Below are 15,187 nucleotides of genomic sequence, written 5' to 3' on the forward strand. Positions count from 1 at the left end.
AGCGAATATGTTAAGGGTGTACCACTCAAACCGTCTGGATGTGCTTGAAGCGCTGATGGAGTTTATCGTCGAGCGCCAGCGGCTGGATGACCCTTTCATGCCGGAAATGGTGCTGGTGCAAAGTACCGGTATGGCGCAATGGTTGCAGATGACGCTGGCGAAGCGCTTCGGCATTGCGGCGAATATCGAGTTTCCGCTGCCTGCCAGCTTTATCTGGGACATGTTCGTTCGCGTGCTTGACGATATTCCCGGCGAGAGCGCCTTCAGTAAACAGAGCATGAGCTGGAAGCTGATGACCCTGCTGCCGCAGTATCTCGACGATGAAGCCTTCGCGCTGTTGCGCCACTATCTGAGCGATGATAGCGACAAACGTAAGCTGTTCCAGCTGGCCGCGCGGGTAGCCGATCTGTATGACCAGTATCTGGTCTATCGCCCGGAGTGGCTGATGCGCTGGGAGGCCGATGAACGGGTTGACGGGCTGGGCGACGCCCAGCAGTGGCAGGCGCCGCTGTGGAAAGCGTTAGTCGAATACACCGCGGAGCTGGGGCAACCGCTGTGGCACCGCGCCAATCTGTACCAGCGCTTTATCAGCGCGCTGGAAAACGCTGACCAACCGCCAGCCGGGCTGCCGTCGCGGGTCTTTATCTGCGGCATTTCGGCGCTGCCGCCGGTGTATTTGCAGGCCCTGCAGGCGCTGGGCAAGCATGTCGATGTCTATGTACTCTTCACTAACCCTTGTCGCTACTACTGGGGCGATATTAAAGATCCGGCGTTTCTTGCCAAACTGATGTCGCGCCAGCGCCGCCACCACCGCGAGGCGCGCGAGCTGCCGCTGTTCCGCGACACCGAACAGGCGCCGGGATTGTTTAATGATGATGGCGAGCAGGATGTCGGCAATCCGCTGCTGGCCTCGTGGGGCAAGCTCGGGCGCGATTATATCTATCTGCTGGCCGGGCTGGAGCGTTACGAAGAGCTGGACGCCTTTGTCGATATCGCCCCCGATAACCTGCTGCATAACCTCCAGGCCGATATTCTTGAGCTGCGCAACGCCGCGGTAGCCGGGCGTACCGCGCAAGAGTTCGCCAGCAGTAAGAGCAAGCGCCCGCTGGCGATTGAAGACCGCAGCCTGGCTATCCACGTCTGCCATAGCCCGCAACGTGAAGTGGAAGTGCTGCACGACCGACTGCTGGCGATGCTGGAAGAAGACCCGGCGCTGACGCCGCGCGATATTATCGTGATGGTCGCCGATATCGACAGCTACAGTCCCTATATTCAGGCGGTCTTCGGCGCAGCGCGCGGCGAACGCTGGCTGCCGTGGGCGATTTCCGACCGTCGGGCGCGGGAATCGCACCCGGCGCTACAGGCGTTTATCACGTTGCTTTCTCTGCCGGACAGCCGCTTCGCCAGTGAAGATGTGCTGGCGCTGCTGGATGTGCCGGTACTGGCGGCGCGCTTCAATATCAATGAAGAGGGGCTGCGCTACCTGCGTCAGTGGGTCAATGAATCCGGCGTACGTTGGGGTATGGATGACGACAACGTGCGCGAAATGGATCTCCCGGCGACCGGGCAGCACACCTGGCGTTTCGGTTTAACGCGTATGCTGCTGGGGTATGCGATGGACAGCAGTCAGGGCGAGTGGCAGTCGGTGCTGCCCTATGATGAATCCAGCGGGCTGATTGCCGAACTGGTAGGGAATCTCGCGTCGTTACTGATGCAGCTTAATCTGTGGCGCCGCGGTCTGGCGCAGGATCGCCCGCTGGCAGAGTGGCTGCCGGTGTGCCGCGATCTGCTCACGGATTTCTTCCTGCCGGATAGCGACACCGAAGCGGCGCTGGCGCTGATTGAACAGCAATGGCAAGCCATCATCGATGGCGGTCTGGATGCGCAGTACGGGGCTGCCGTGCCGCTATCGCTGCTGCGCGATGAGCTGGCGCAGCGCCTCGATCAGCAGCGGATCAGCCAGCGTTTCCTGGCCGGGCCGGTGAATATCTGCACCCTGATGCCGATGCGCTCTATCCCTTTCAAGGTCGTCTGCCTGCTGGGGATGAACGATGGCGTCTACCCGCGTACACTCGCGCCGCTGGGCTTCGATTTAATGAGCCAAAAACCGCAGCGCGGCGACCGTAGCCGTCGCGATGATGACCGTTATCTGTTCCTGGAAGCGCTGATGTCGGCCGAACAGAAGCTATACATCAGCTACATCGGGCGCTCAATCCAGGATAACAGCGAGCGCTATCCTTCGGTGCTGGTACAGGAACTGGCGGACTATATCGGTCAGAGCCACTGCCTTGAAGGCGATGAAGCGCTGGACTGCGATGCCAGCGAACGCCGCGTTAAGGAGCACATTACCCATCTGCATACGCGTATGCCATTCGATGCCGCCAATTATCTGCCGGATGAAGATCAGAGCTATGCAAAAGAGTGGCTGGCCGCCGCCAGCCAGCAGGGAGAGGCGCATAGTGAATTTATCCAGCCGCTTGCGCCGCTCGATATCGACACGCTGCCGTTCGAACAGCTGTTACGCTTTTGGCAGCATCCGGTGCGCGCTTTCTTCCAGCAGCGTCTGCGGGTGAATTTCCGCTCTGAAGAGAGCGAGATCCCCGAAGATGAGCCTTTCGTGCTTGAAGGGCTAAGCCGTTACCAGTTGAACCAACAGTTGCTGAATACGCTGATCGAACAACAGGATGCGTCAGCGATGTATCGTCGTTTCCGTGCGGCGGGTGAGCTGCCCTTTGGCGCGTTTGGCGAACTGGCGTGGGAGGCGCAGCGTCAGGAAATGCAGAACCTGGCTGAGCGGGTTATCGCCAGTCGTCAACCCGCGCAAAGTATGGAGATCGACCTACAGTGCAACGGTATCAATCTCACTGGCTGGCTACAGCAGGTACAGCCGGATGGGCTATTACGCTGGCGACCGTCGCTGCTGAGCGTCTCTCAGGGCGTGCAACTTTGGCTGGAACATCTTGTCTACTGTGCTAGCGGCGGTCTCGGCGAAAGTCGGTTGTTCGTGCGCAAGGAAGGCGAATGGCGTTTCCCGCCGCTGGCGGCGGAGCAGGCGCAGACGTATCTGAATGAGCTGGTAGAAGGCTACCTGCAGGGGATGTCAAAACCGCTACTGCTGTTGCCGGAAAGCGGCGGCGCGTGGCTAAAAGCCTGTTACGACGCGGAAAAGGATGTCATGTTAATGGATGACGATACGCAACAAAAAGCGCGTAGCAAGTTCCTTCAGGCCTACGAAGGTAATATGGTGGTGAGCGGCGAAGGTGCCGATATCTGGTACCAGCGCCTTTGGCGCACTCTGGAGCCTGCGTACTATGAAGAGATTATCGCGCAGGCGCAGCGTTATCTGTTGCCGATATTTCGTTTCCATCAGTCCGAATAAAATTGTAATAGTATAAAAATTGCGCAGAAGAAGGTTGTTCATTTATTATGCGCATCGAATCACGGACTGATGTTGTAAATACCTTGAAGATGGCGTTTTGCCTGATGATGGGTATCCACGCTGATGCTATGCAGCGCGAAGTTTGTTAATGATGAGGTCCGTGAATGCCCCGCAGTTTATGGTTCAAAGTTCTTGTTGTAGTGGTCGCCCTTTGGGCGCCGTTAAGTCAGGCAGACACCGGATGGCAACCGATTCAGGAAACCATTCGTAAAAGCGAAAAAGATCCCCGTCAATATCAGGCCATTCGCCTGCAAAACGGCATGGTCGTGCTGCTGGTATCCGATCCGCAGGCGGTGAAATCGCTGTCGGCGCTGGTGGTGCCGGTGGGTTCATTACAGGATCCGGCCGATCATCAAGGGCTGGCGCACTATCTCGAGCATATGACCTTAATGGGCTCGCAGAAGTACCCGCAGCCTGACAGCCTTGCTGAATTTCTCAAAATGCACGGCGGCAGCCATAATGCCAGCACCGCGCCGTATCGCACCGCGTTCTACCTTGAAGTGGAAAATGACGCGCTCAACGGCGCCGTCGATCGGCTGGCTGATGCCATTGCCGCGCCGCTGCTGGATAAAAAATATGCCGAACGCGAACGTAACGCGGTCAACGCCGAATTGACCATGGCGCGCACCCGGGACGGGATGCGCATGGCGCAGGTGAGCGCTGAAACCATCAACCCTGCGCACCCGGCTTCACAATTTTCCGGCGGTAACCTCGATACGCTAAGCGATAAGCCTGGTAGCCCGGTGCTTGATGCGCTGCACGCTTTCCGCGACCGCTGGTACTCGGCAAACCTGATGAAGGCGGTCATCTACAGTAATAAGCCACTGCCTGAGTTGGCAAGCATTGCCGCCGCGACCTACGGGCGGGTGCCAAACCACGACATCAGCAAGCCGGAAATTACCGTACCGGTTGTGACCGATGCGCAGAAGGGCATTGTGATTCACTACGTGCCGGCGATGCCGCGCAAAGTTCTGCGCGTTGAGTTCCGCATTGATAACAACAGCGCTCAGTTCCGCAGCAAGACCGATGAGCTGGTGACCTATATGATCGGCAACCGCAGCCCCGGCACCTTATCCGACTGGCTGCAGAAGCAGGGGCTAGCGGAAGGGATTCGCGCGGATTCCGATCCGGCCGTCAACGGCAATAGCGGCGTGCTGGCCATCTCCGCTACTCTCACCGATAAAGGCCTGGCGCACCGCGATGAAGTTACCGCAGCAATCTTCAGCTACCTGGATTTGTTGCGTACTCAGGGTATTGATAAGCGCTACTTTGATGAGTTAGCCCACGTGCTGGAGCTCGATTTCCGCTATCCGTCGATTAACCGCGATATGGATTATGTGGAGTGGCTGGCCGATACCATGATTCGCGTGCCGGTAGAGCACGTACTGGACGTGGTTAATATCGCCGACCGCTATGATGCCCAGGCGATTAAAGACCGTCTGGCGATGATGACCCCGCAAAATGCGCGTATCTGGTACATCAGCCCGAATGAGCCGCACAACAAAACCGCTTATTTCGTCAATGCGCCTTACCAGGTTGATAAAATTAGCCCCCAGACCTTCGCCGACTGGCAGCAAAAATCTGCGGCCATCAAGCTGCAGCTGCCGGCGCTGAACCCGTATATTCCGGATGATTTCACGCTGATTAAGAGCGATAAGGCCTACCCGCATCCGGAGCTTATCGTCGATGAGCCGACGCTGCGCGTGGTGTATGCCCCAAGCCAGTACTTTGCCAGCGAACCGAAGGCCGACGTCTCTCTGGTGCTGCGTAACCCGCAGGCGATGGACAGCGCGCGCCGGCAGGTGATGTTCGCGCTGAATGATTATCTGGCCGGCATTGCGCTTGACCAGCTCAGCAACCAGGCCGCGGTAGGTGGAATCAGCTTCTCGACCGGCGCCAACAACGGTCTGATGGTTAACGCCAACGGCTATACCCAGCGCCTGCCGCAGCTCTTTACCGCGCTGCTGGACGGCTACTTTAGCTATACGCCGACCGAAGAGCAGCTTGAGCAGGCGAAGTCCTGGTATGCCCAGATGATGGATTCGGCGGACAAAGGCAAAGCCTATGACCAGGCGATTATGCCGATTCAGATGCTGTCGCAGGTACCCTATTTTGAGCGCAAAACGCGCCGCGCGCTGCTGCCGTCAATCACTCTGAAAGAGGTGATTAACTATCGCGATAACCTGAAAGCCAGGGGGCGGCCGGAGCTGCTGGTCATCGGTAACATGAGCGCCCGGCAGTCCACCGATCTGGCCCGCCAGATCCAAAAACAGCTTGGCGCCGATGGTAACGAGTGGTGTCGCAACAAAGACGTGCTGATCGACAGCAAGCAGCTGGCAATGTTTGAAAAAGCAGGCAGCAGCACCGACTCCGCGCTGGCGGCGGTTTTCGCGCCGCCAAACGTCGATGAATACAGCAGCATGGCCGCCAGTTCACTGTTGGGGCAGATTATTCAGCCCTGGTTCTACAACCAGTTACGTACTGAAGAACAACTCGGCTATGCGGTATTTGCCTTCTCAATGAATGTTGGCCGCCAGTGGGGGATGGGCTTCCTGCTACAGAGTAGCGATAAACAGCCTGCTTTCCTCTGGCAGCGCTTCCAGGCTTTCTTCCCGACGGCGGAAGCCAAACTTCGGGCGATGAAGCCGGAAGAGTTTGCCCAGATCCAGCAGGCGGCGATTAGCCAGATGCTGCAGGCGCCGCAAACGTTGAGCGAAGAAGCATCAAAGCTGAGCAAAGATTTCGATCGCGGTAATATGCGCTTCGATTCACGTGATAAAGTAGTGGCTCAGATTAAACTGCTGACGCCGCAAAAACTTGCCGACTTCTTCCATCAGACGGTGGTGGATCCGCAAGGCATGGCACTGTTATCCCAGGTTTCCGGCAGCCAGAACGGCAAGGCGGAATACGCCGCCCCTGAAGGCGGCAAGGTATGGGAAAGCGTCAGCGCATTGCAGAAATCCTTACCCCTGATGCGAGAGAATGAATGACCGAAACCGCTGAGTCTCTTGACCCACTCCGCTTGCCCCTGACGGGCGAGCGGCTGATAGAAGCCTCCGCGGGCACCGGAAAAACTTTTACCATCGCCGCGCTATATCTCCGGCTGCTGCTGGGGCTGGGGGGCGAATCCGCTTTCCCCCGGCCGGTCAGCGTGGAAGAGCTGCTGGTGGTGACCTTTACCGAAGCGGCGACGGAAGAGCTGCGCGGGCGTATCCGTAGTAATATCCACGAGCTGCGGATTGCCTGCCTGCGCGAAAGCGCCAGCGATCCGCTCTACGTTTCTCTGCTTGCGGAAATTGCCGATAAAAACCAGGCGGCGCAAACGTTGTTGCTGGCGGAACGGCAAATGGACGAGGCCGCGGTCTTTACCATCCATGGTTTCTGTCAGCGAATGCTGAGCCTCAACGCCTTCGAGTCCGGCATGCTGTTTGAACAGCAACTGATCGAAGACGAATCCCGCCTGCGTTATCAGGCCTGCGCCGACTTCTGGCGTCGCCACTGCTATCCGCTGCCGCGCGATATCGCCGCCGTGATCCATGAACAATGGAAAGGGCCGCGCGATCTGCTCAAGGCTATAGACCGCTGGCTGCAGGGCGAAGCGCCGCAGCTAAAATCGCCGCCGCCCGCGGAAGAGACGCTGGCAAGCCGCCATCAGCAAATCCTGGAACGTATTAATGCGCTGAAGCAGCAGTGGCGGGAGCAGGTGGGTGAAATTGAAAACGTGCTGGAAAGCTCAGGGCTCGATCGCCGCAAGTTCAACCGCGGTAACCAGGGCAAGTGGATCGAAAAGGTAAGCGCCTGGGCGCAGGAAGAAACGCTAAGTTATCAGCTGCCTGATGCGCTGGAAAAATTCTCGCAACCGTTCCTCATTGAGCGCACCAAAGACGGCGGCGAACCGCCGCTGCATCCGCTATTCAGCGCGGTAGAGGCGCTGCTTGCCTCACCACTGACGTTAAACGATCTGGTTATCGCCAGGGCGATGGTCGAGATCCGCGAAGCGGTCGCCCGCGAAAAGCGGCGTCGAGGCGAACTGGGCTTTGACGACATGCTCAGCCGTCTTGACGACGCGCTACGCGGCGACAGCGGCGAAGCGTTGGCCAGCGCTATTCGTCATCGTTTTCCGGTGGCGATGATCGATGAGTTCCAGGATACCGATCCGCAGCAGTATCGTATCTTCCGCCGCATCTGGCGTCGCCAGCCGGATACGGCTTTGCTGTTAATTGGCGACCCGAAACAGGCGATTTACGCCTTCCGCGGCGCCGATATTTTTACTTATATGAAAGCGCGCGGCGACGTTGCCGCCCACTATACGCTGGATACCAACTGGCGTTCGGCGCCGGGCATGGTACAGAGCGTTAATCGTCTGTTCGGCCTGAGTGATAACCCCTTCATGTTCCGCGAGATCCCATTCTTGCCGGTGAAGCCTGCCGCTAAAAATCAGACGTTGCGCTTTACCATTGATGAGAAGCCGATCCCGGCGATGAACATGTGGTTAATGCCTGGCGAAGCCGTCGGTTCTGGCGATTATCAGTCCTTTATGGCGCAATTATGCGCGACGCAGATCCGCGACTGGCTCAGCGCCGGCCAGCAGGGACGCGCGCTGCTGTGGCGTGGCGAAAACGCTGAGCCGGTGCGCGCCTCCGATATCACCGTGCTGGTGCGTAACCGTCTCGAAGCGGCGCTTATTCGCGATGCGCTGCAGCTCTTGTCAATCCCGTCGGTCTATCTCTCAAACCGCGACAGCGTTTTTGAAACCCCGGAAGCGCAGGAATTACTGTGGGTTCTACAGGCGGTACTGGCGCCAGAGCGTGAAAACACGCTACGCAGCGCGCTGGCAACGTCGATGTTTGGCCTTAACGCGCAGGATATCGAAAACCTCAATCAGGATGAACGTGCCTGGGATGCGCTGGTAGAGGAGTTCAGTGAATACCAGCAGATCTGGCGCCAGCGCGGCGTAATGCCGATGCTGCGCGCGCTGATGGGGGCGCGTCATATTGCCGAAAACCTGCTGGCGACCCACGGCGGCGAACGCCGTTTGACCGATATTTTGCATATCAGCGAATTATTGCAAGAAGCAGCGAATCAGCTCGAAAGCGAGCACGCGCTGGTGCGCTGGCTGACGCAACATATCGCCGAACCGGACAGCAATGCTTCCAGCCAGCAGATGCGTCTGGAGAGCGATAAGCATCTGGTGCAAATCGTCACCATCCACAAATCAAAAGGACTGGAATATTCGCTGGTCTGGCTGCCATTTATCGCGCGCTTTCGTAAACAGGATCAGGCGTTTTATCACGACCGCGATTCCTTTGCCGCGGTCCTCGACCTTGGAGAAGGGGAGAATAGCCTTGAGCTGGCGGAAGCCGAGCGCCTGGCGGAGGATTTACGCCTGTTGTACGTCGCCCTGACCCGCGCGGTGTGGCACTGCAGTCTCGGGGTTGCGCCGTTAAGTACCCGCCGTAGCGATAAACCTGGCAACAGCGATTTTCATCACAGCGCCCTAGGTCGTCTGCTGCAGGATGGCGAGCCGATGGACGCGGCGGGATTAACCGCGCGGCTACAGGCATTGTGCAGCGATGATATTGCGCTATGTCTTCCCGATAGCATGGACCAGACGCCGTGGCAGGCGCCGGAAAACGCGCTGCCGCCGCTTTCGGCGCGGACCCTTGAACGCCAGGTTATGGACGACTGGCGGGTGACCAGTTATTCCGGTCTGCAGCAGCATGGTTCCAGCGCAGGTCAGGACCTGCTGCCGCGTCTTGATATCGATGCCGCGGGCGTGGGCGAGGTGGCGGAAGAGCCGCTGCTCACGCCTCATCAGTTCCCGCGCGGCGCGTCGCCGGGGACATTTCTGCATAGCCTGTTTGAGGATCTCGATTTTAGCCAGCCGGTACCGGTTGACTGGATGGCGCAAAAACTACAGTTGCACGGTTTTGGCGAAGAGTGGGCGCCGGTGTTGAGCGAATGGCTGGACGGCGTGCTGCGAACACGCCTGCCAGGGGCTGAAATCGCCCTGAATCAGCTGGGCGCGCGGGATAAACAGGTGGAAATGGCCTTCTATCTACCGATTGAACAACCGCTGGATCCGCTGCAGTTGGACGCGCTGATCCGCCGCTATGATCCACTCTCGGCTGATACCCCGGCGCTCGATTTCCGCCAGGTCCGCGGCATGTTGAAAGGGTTTATCGATCTGGTATTTCGTCACGATGGCCGCTATTACCTGCTGGATTACAAATCTAACTGGCTGGGAGAAGACCGCGAAGCTTACACCCAACAGGCGATGACCCAGGCGATGCGCCTGCATCGTTATGACCTGCAGTACCAGCTGTATAGCCTGGCGCTGCATCGCTATCTGCGTCACCGTATTGCCGATTATCACTACGAACGGCACTTTGGCGGCGTCATTTATCTCTTTTTACGCGGCATGGACGGGCAGGAAGGCGGGCAGGGGATCTTCACCACCCGCCCGGCGCAGCCGCTGATTGACGGCCTCGATGCGTTATTTGCCGGTGTTACTCAGGAGGTGGGCTCATGAACATGGATGAACTGCTGCTGGCCGCCGCCGAGCAGCGTCTGCTGCGGCCGCTGGACGTACAGTTTGCGCTGATGGTGGCGCAGGATGCCCCTCCGGCAGTGAAGCTGGCCGCCGCGCTGCTGAGCCGGGATGCCGGCGAGGGGCATGTCTGTCTGCCGCTGTCGCGCCTCAACGCTGAAGAAGCGCTAAGCGGCAAGGCCGGCGAGATCCGCGACCAGTTGCTGGCGATGGCCGGCGCGCCCCAGGACTGGCCTCAATTGTTGCTTTCTTCGTCAGCGGTGAGCCGCGGCGACGAACCGACGCCGATGATTTTATGCGGCGACAGGTTGTACCTGAACCGCATGTGGCGTAATGAACTCACCGTCGCCCGCTTCTTTAATGAGACGAACCGGGTGCTGGAGGTCGATGAAGGGCGGCTAACGGCAACCCTGAATGAACTCTTTCCGGCAACCGACGATATCGACTGGCAAAAAGTTGCCGCGGCGGTGGCGCTGACCCGGCGCATTTCGGTGATTTCCGGCGGCCCCGGCACCGGCAAGACCACCACCGTCGCGAAGCTGCTGGCGGCGCTGATTCAGATTAACGACACGCCGCGCTGTCGAATTCGGTTGGCGGCACCGACCGGTAAAGCGGCAGCGCGCCTGACAGAATCTCTGGGATCGGCGTTAAGAAAACTTCCGCTTAGCGAGGAGCAAAAAGCGCTGATTCCCGCCGATGCCAGTACCCTGCATCGCCTGCTGGGGGCGCAGCCCGGTAGTCAGCGCATGCGCTACCACGCCGGTAATCCGCTGCATCTGGATGTGCTGGTGGTCGATGAAGCGTCCATGATCGACCTACCGATGATGTCGCGCCTGATTGATGCTTTGCCGGAGCACGGGCGAGTGATCTTTCTTGGCGATCGCGATCAGCTTGCCTCCGTGGAAGCCGGGGCGGTGCTTGGCGATATCTGTGCCTGGGCGACATCCGGCTATACCGCGGCGCGAGCGCAAGAGCTGTCGCGGCTGACTGGCGCAACGGTGCCGGCGGGCGAGGGGCAGATGGCCGGAGCGCTGCGCGATAGTCTATGTCTGCTGCAAAAAAGCTACCGCTTTGGCAGTCACTCCGGCATTGGCAGCCTGGCGCGGGCGGTCAACGCCGGTGCGCGTGCGGACGTGAAAGCGACGTTACGCCAGCCGTTTGACGATATCGTTCTGCGGCCGCTCAGCACTACCGAGGAGTATGAAGCGATGCTGATGGCGGCACAGGAGGGCTACGGCCGTTATCTGCAACTGCGCCGCGAGCAGGCCGCGCCGGAACAGATGATTGCCGCCTTCGGCGAGTTTCAGCTGCTGTGCGCGCTGCGTGAAGGGCCTTATGGGGTAAGCGGCGTGAATGAACAGCTGGAGCAGATGCTCCACCGTAAGCGGGCGATAACGCTACCGCGCCATTCACGCTGGTACGATGGCCGTCCGGTGATGATTTCCCGGAACGATAGCGCGCTGGGGCTGTTTAACGGCGATATCGGCATTGCGCTGGAACGGGACGGCGACCTACGCGTATGGTTCCCGATGCCGGACGGCAGCATTAAATCGGTGCAGCCAAGCCGCCTGCCGGAACACGATACCGCATGGGCAATGACGGTGCATAAGTCGCAAGGGTCGGAGTTCGATCATGCGGCGCTGATCTTACCTTCTCGTAGCGTACCGCTAGTAACCCGCGAGCTGGTTTATACTGCGATAACCCGCGCCAAACGGCGCCTGTCGCTTTATGCCGACGAGCAGGTACTGGCGCAGGCCATCGTGACGCGGACCGAGCGGCGCAGCGGCCTGGCGGTGATTTTCGCTACTCAGTGAAACCTGAATCTGCCGGGTTCAGTACCCGGCAGCTGATAGGCGGTAATTAAAGGCATAATCCACCGCGGTAGTATGGAACAGGTGGCAAAGATGTTTTGATTCGCGCAAAGGAAGGGGGATGGTTATCCTCATTAAATGAAATATAAAAGTAAACCTATCCAAACGACAGAAACGGAATTGATGGCAAAGAAACGTCCCACGGCGTTTTGTGCAACTGAGGGTGAAAATATATATGTGAAGGTTATGAAAATAATTGAAATGATAAGGTTAAACACAGAGAGCATGAAAGCAAAAATAGCCACCTCGAAAGCTGGTACAAACACGGTTCCTTTGTACGTACCATTCAGGTGCAGAATGAATAGCAGCAGCCAGGGATATATAGAGAGCGTGATAACAATGATGCTGGTATTACGGGTAAACCAGTTGACAGAATTATCCATAAATAGTCTATTTCCTTTTGTGGTCAGGCTGAATTGCCCATTAAATTGACCGTGCGGGAAAGAATATAAGTATATCGAATGGGAGCATCGTATCCATCCTGGAAAGTGTGCGCTTCGGTCGCCAATCAATACCTACAGGTGTAAAGCCGTACTCCTGGCTCCAGTGAATGCAGCGGGTGGTCAGCACAAACGGCTTATTGAGTCCCATATGCTACGCCTGAGAGCTGTCTGGCGGAAATCTTCGCCGGACTCGGGCTGGGCTGAATACGCTCTTTACCTCTGATTAATAAGCAAATAAAAGTAGCAGCCAGAGCAGAGAAATAGAGTTCATGGCCAAAAAATAGGTTACATAGCTTTTTGGAGTCTGTGAGGTTGATATATCAGCAATAACAATAATTACTACTGAAATAATAAGGTTGACGATAGATAAAATAACAAATAAAAAGACCGTCATAAGGCCTGCGGCAAAGGCAACATAGGCTGGTCCACTGCTCATCATGGTTAAAAGCAGTAAGACCCAAGGGTAAATCGAAATCACGGTAGTAATTTTCTTGATGTTTTTAGTAATTGCGTTGGTTTTCTTTTTCATTGTTAACCTTTATTTTTGGGACGGCTCCCTAATAGAATTGACTATGGCGTTCTACCCGGGTTTATTTAATGTGCTATTGAATCTATGTAAAATAAATATATGTCGTAATTTGCTGTTAAATATAAAGGTATAGCCAGAGTGGTGACATGGTATTCATTGCGCAGAAATAGATTTTCAGCTTTCTTGGTTTTAGCAATGTAAAAACGCTCATGCATCCAATAGTGATAAGCGAAAGCGCAAGGTTAATAATAGATAATACGGTGATGGGAACCAGTAGATGTAATCCATCTTCCGTAAAATTGTAGGGCACGAGGCTGTGTTTAATATGTGTAATCAATATTATTAACCATGGGTATATAGCAATGATGGAAACAACCGTCTGAGATCTATTAATAATCCAGCTATCAGATTTATGCATTATTCATCATGCTTATCAATAATGTGTTGTTTTTTTATTCTTTAGGAAGGAGCATAGCGTTGATGCAGTGATAAAGATATACCTCGGCATTAAACCAGGAATAAAGCCCGGATGCTGAATATTTGTCACTGATGCGGCGGTGATAGAACAAAATGACTATCCTGAAGGCGTGGGATATGCCTATTTGCAATCGGGTAGCCCGGATAAGGCGTAAGCCGCTATCCGGGAATCCTCCCCCGGTGGCGCTTACGCTTACCGGGGCTACCAACCGACTACCGAACCGTAGCCCGGATAAGGTGCAAGCCGCTATCCGGGAATCCTCCCCCGGTGGCGCTTACGCTTACCGGGGCTACCAACCGACTACCGAACCGTAGCCCGGATAAGGCGCAAGCCGCTATCCGGGGGATCCGTCAGCCCAGGTCTGCCATCAATACCTTCGAACGGCGCTGATAGTTGTACATCTGTTTTTTACTCTCCGGCAGCAAATCAATATCCACCGGGGTAAAGCCGCGTTCCTGGAACCAGTGAATACTACGGGTGGTCAATACAAATAGCTTGCTGAGCCCCATCTGCTTCGCCTGGGCGGCGATCCGGCTCAGGAGTACCTCGCCGCGTGACGAACTACGGTAATCCGGATGCACCGCCACGCAGGCCATTTCGCCAATTTTCTCTTCCGGGAATGGATAGAGCGCGGCGCAGGCGATGGTGGTGTTATCGCGCTGGATGATGGTGAATTTATCTATCTCCATTTCCAGCTGTTCGCGCGAGCGGCGCACCAGAATGCCTTGCTGCTCCAGCGGGCTGATAAGATCGAGGATGCCGCCGATATCGTTAATGGTTGCCCGGCGGATCTGCTCGGCGCTTTCCATGACGATCTGCGTACCGATACCGTCACGTGAGAACAGCTCCTGCAGCAGCGCGCCATCTTCCTGATAGCTAATTAAATGGCAGCGACGCACCCCGCTGCGGCAGGCTTTCACCGCCCCGCGCAGGAAGCGTACGGTACCGGAATTATAGTCTTCTTCCGCTTCCAGCTCCTCTACCCGCGCCTGCGCCTCGTTAGGGAACAGTTCGGAAACGATCTCGCCATGCTGGTCGTAGACCCCCTGCGACGAGCAGAAGCCGATCATCTTTTCAGCTTTCAGCTTTACCGCCAGCTGGGTGGCAATCTCTTCAGAGGTGAGGTTGAAGCTCTCGCCGGTGACGGATACCGCGACCGGGCCCATGAGCACGATTGCGCCGCTGTCCAGTTGGCGATGAATGGCTTCTTCGTCGATGCGGCGAATACGGCCGCTGTGGCAGTAATCCACGCCATCATCGACCCCAAGAGGCTGAGCGATAATAAAATTGCCGCTCACTACGTTGATATGCGCCCCCTGCAGGGGCGTATTGCCGAGGCTCATCGACAGGCGGGCGGTAATTTCTAACTGCAGCATGCCGGCGGCCTGCTTCACCAGCTCAAGGGTTTTGGCGTCGGTGACGCGGGTCTGCTTGTGATAAACCGGTTCGTGGTGATGTTCCGCGAGGTTGGCGTCAATCTGCGGGCGCGCGCCATAAACCACTACCAGGCGAATACCGAGGCTATGCAATAAGCCAATGTCATTGACTATGCTGGAAAAGTTATCATGCTCGATGGCTTCTCCGCCCAGCATGATGACAAACGTTTTTCCCCGGTGCGCGTTTATATAGGGAACAGAATGGCGGAATCCCTCGACCAGTTCAGTGCGACGCTCCTTCACCATGACAAACCCTCAATGCATGATTATTCGTAATAAGTGTATTTTTATTCTGTTTTGCTTCGTGGTGCAACCCCTAATTTGTCACTAATTTGCGAAAACATTGTGACAAAACCTTAGGTGTCAAAGTTTGTTTACCCTTTTATAGATGACAGGTTATGCGGCTTTGGTTAAAGTTTCCGGTCAATCTGTTCATTTTGG

At 56.6% G+C, this 15,187-nt stretch carries 7 protein-coding genes; 4 read left to right on the forward strand and 3 right to left on the reverse strand.

The annotated features are described in order from the left end of the window. Nucleotides 1-7 precede the first annotated feature (7 nt). The 4 genes from recC (at nucleotide 8) to recD (ending at nucleotide 11,803) form a co-directional block, all read left to right on the forward strand. The gene (gene recC / locus KGA69_RS11035) at nucleotides 8-3,379 is read left to right on the forward strand and encodes an exodeoxyribonuclease V subunit gamma (RefSeq protein WP_213293094.1); all 3,372 of its coding nucleotides are present in this window, start codon (nucleotides 8-10) and stop codon (nucleotides 3,377-3,379) included. Nucleotides 3,380-3,543: 164 nt separating this feature from the next. After that, on the forward strand, nucleotides 3,544-6,429 hold the full coding sequence (gene ptrA / locus KGA69_RS11040; RefSeq protein ID WP_063447532.1) for a pitrilysin: 2,886 nt from the start codon (nucleotides 3,544-3,546) through the stop codon (nucleotides 6,427-6,429). Next, nucleotides 6,426-9,971: an exodeoxyribonuclease V subunit beta gene (gene recB, locus KGA69_RS11045; RefSeq protein WP_213293095.1), complete on the forward strand. Its 3,546-nt coding sequence runs from the start codon at nucleotides 6,426-6,428 to the stop codon at nucleotides 9,969-9,971. Before ptrA ends, recB begins: the two co-directional genes overlap by 4 nt. Beyond that, entirely contained in the window at nucleotides 9,968-11,803 is a 1,836-nt protein-coding gene (recD, locus tag KGA69_RS11050) for an exodeoxyribonuclease V subunit alpha (RefSeq protein ID WP_213293096.1), read from the forward strand. Before recB ends, recD begins: the two co-directional genes overlap by 4 nt. Before the next feature lie 131 nt (nucleotides 11,804-11,934). Here the strand turns inward: recD and KGA69_RS11055 are convergent, their stop codons facing one another. The 3 genes from KGA69_RS11055 to argA form a co-directional block, all read right to left on the reverse strand. Then, nucleotides 11,935-12,243, reverse strand: coding sequence for a hypothetical protein (locus KGA69_RS11055; protein ID WP_049061285.1), 309 nt, complete (start codon nucleotides 12,241-12,243; stop codon nucleotides 11,935-11,937). A gap of 283 nt (nucleotides 12,244-12,526) precedes the next feature. After that, a complete protein-coding gene (locus tag KGA69_RS11060; RefSeq protein ID WP_213293097.1) occupies nucleotides 12,527-12,832 on the reverse strand; it encodes a hypothetical protein in 306 nt (101 codons plus the stop codon). A gap of 828 nt (nucleotides 12,833-13,660) precedes the next feature. After that, on the reverse strand, nucleotides 13,661-14,992 hold the full coding sequence (gene argA, locus KGA69_RS11065; RefSeq protein ID WP_015369939.1) for an amino-acid N-acetyltransferase: 1,332 nt from the start codon (nucleotides 14,990-14,992) through the stop codon (nucleotides 13,661-13,663). Nucleotides 14,993-15,187 lie beyond the last annotated feature (195 nt).

This window comes from Klebsiella sp. A52 (assembly GCF_018388785.1).
Classification (GTDB): Bacteria; Pseudomonadota; Gammaproteobacteria; order Enterobacterales; family Enterobacteriaceae; genus Klebsiella; species Klebsiella aerogenes.

Bases quoted from the DNA above. Each gene is read 5' to 3' on its own strand.
- recC (WP_213293094.1), top strand. From the start codon at position 8: ATGTTAAGGGTGTACCACTCAAACCGTCTGGATGTGCTTGAAGCGCTG.
- recD (WP_213293096.1), top strand. From the start codon at position 9,968: ATGAACATGGATGAACTGCTGCTGGCCGCCGCCGAGCAGCGTCTGCTG.
- recB (WP_213293095.1), top strand. From the start codon at position 6,426: ATGACCGAAACCGCTGAGTCTCTTGACCCACTCCGCTTGCCCCTGACG.
- KGA69_RS11055 (WP_049061285.1), bottom strand. From the start codon at position 12,243: ATGGATAATTCTGTCAACTGGTTTACCCGTAATACCAGCATCATTGTT.
- argA (WP_015369939.1), bottom strand. From the start codon at position 14,992: ATGGTGAAGGAGCGTCGCACTGAACTGGTCGAGGGATTCCGCCATTCT.
- KGA69_RS11060 (WP_213293097.1), bottom strand. From the start codon at position 12,832: ATGAAAAAGAAAACCAACGCAATTACTAAAAACATCAAGAAAATTACT.
- ptrA (WP_063447532.1), top strand. From the start codon at position 3,544: ATGCCCCGCAGTTTATGGTTCAAAGTTCTTGTTGTAGTGGTCGCCCTT.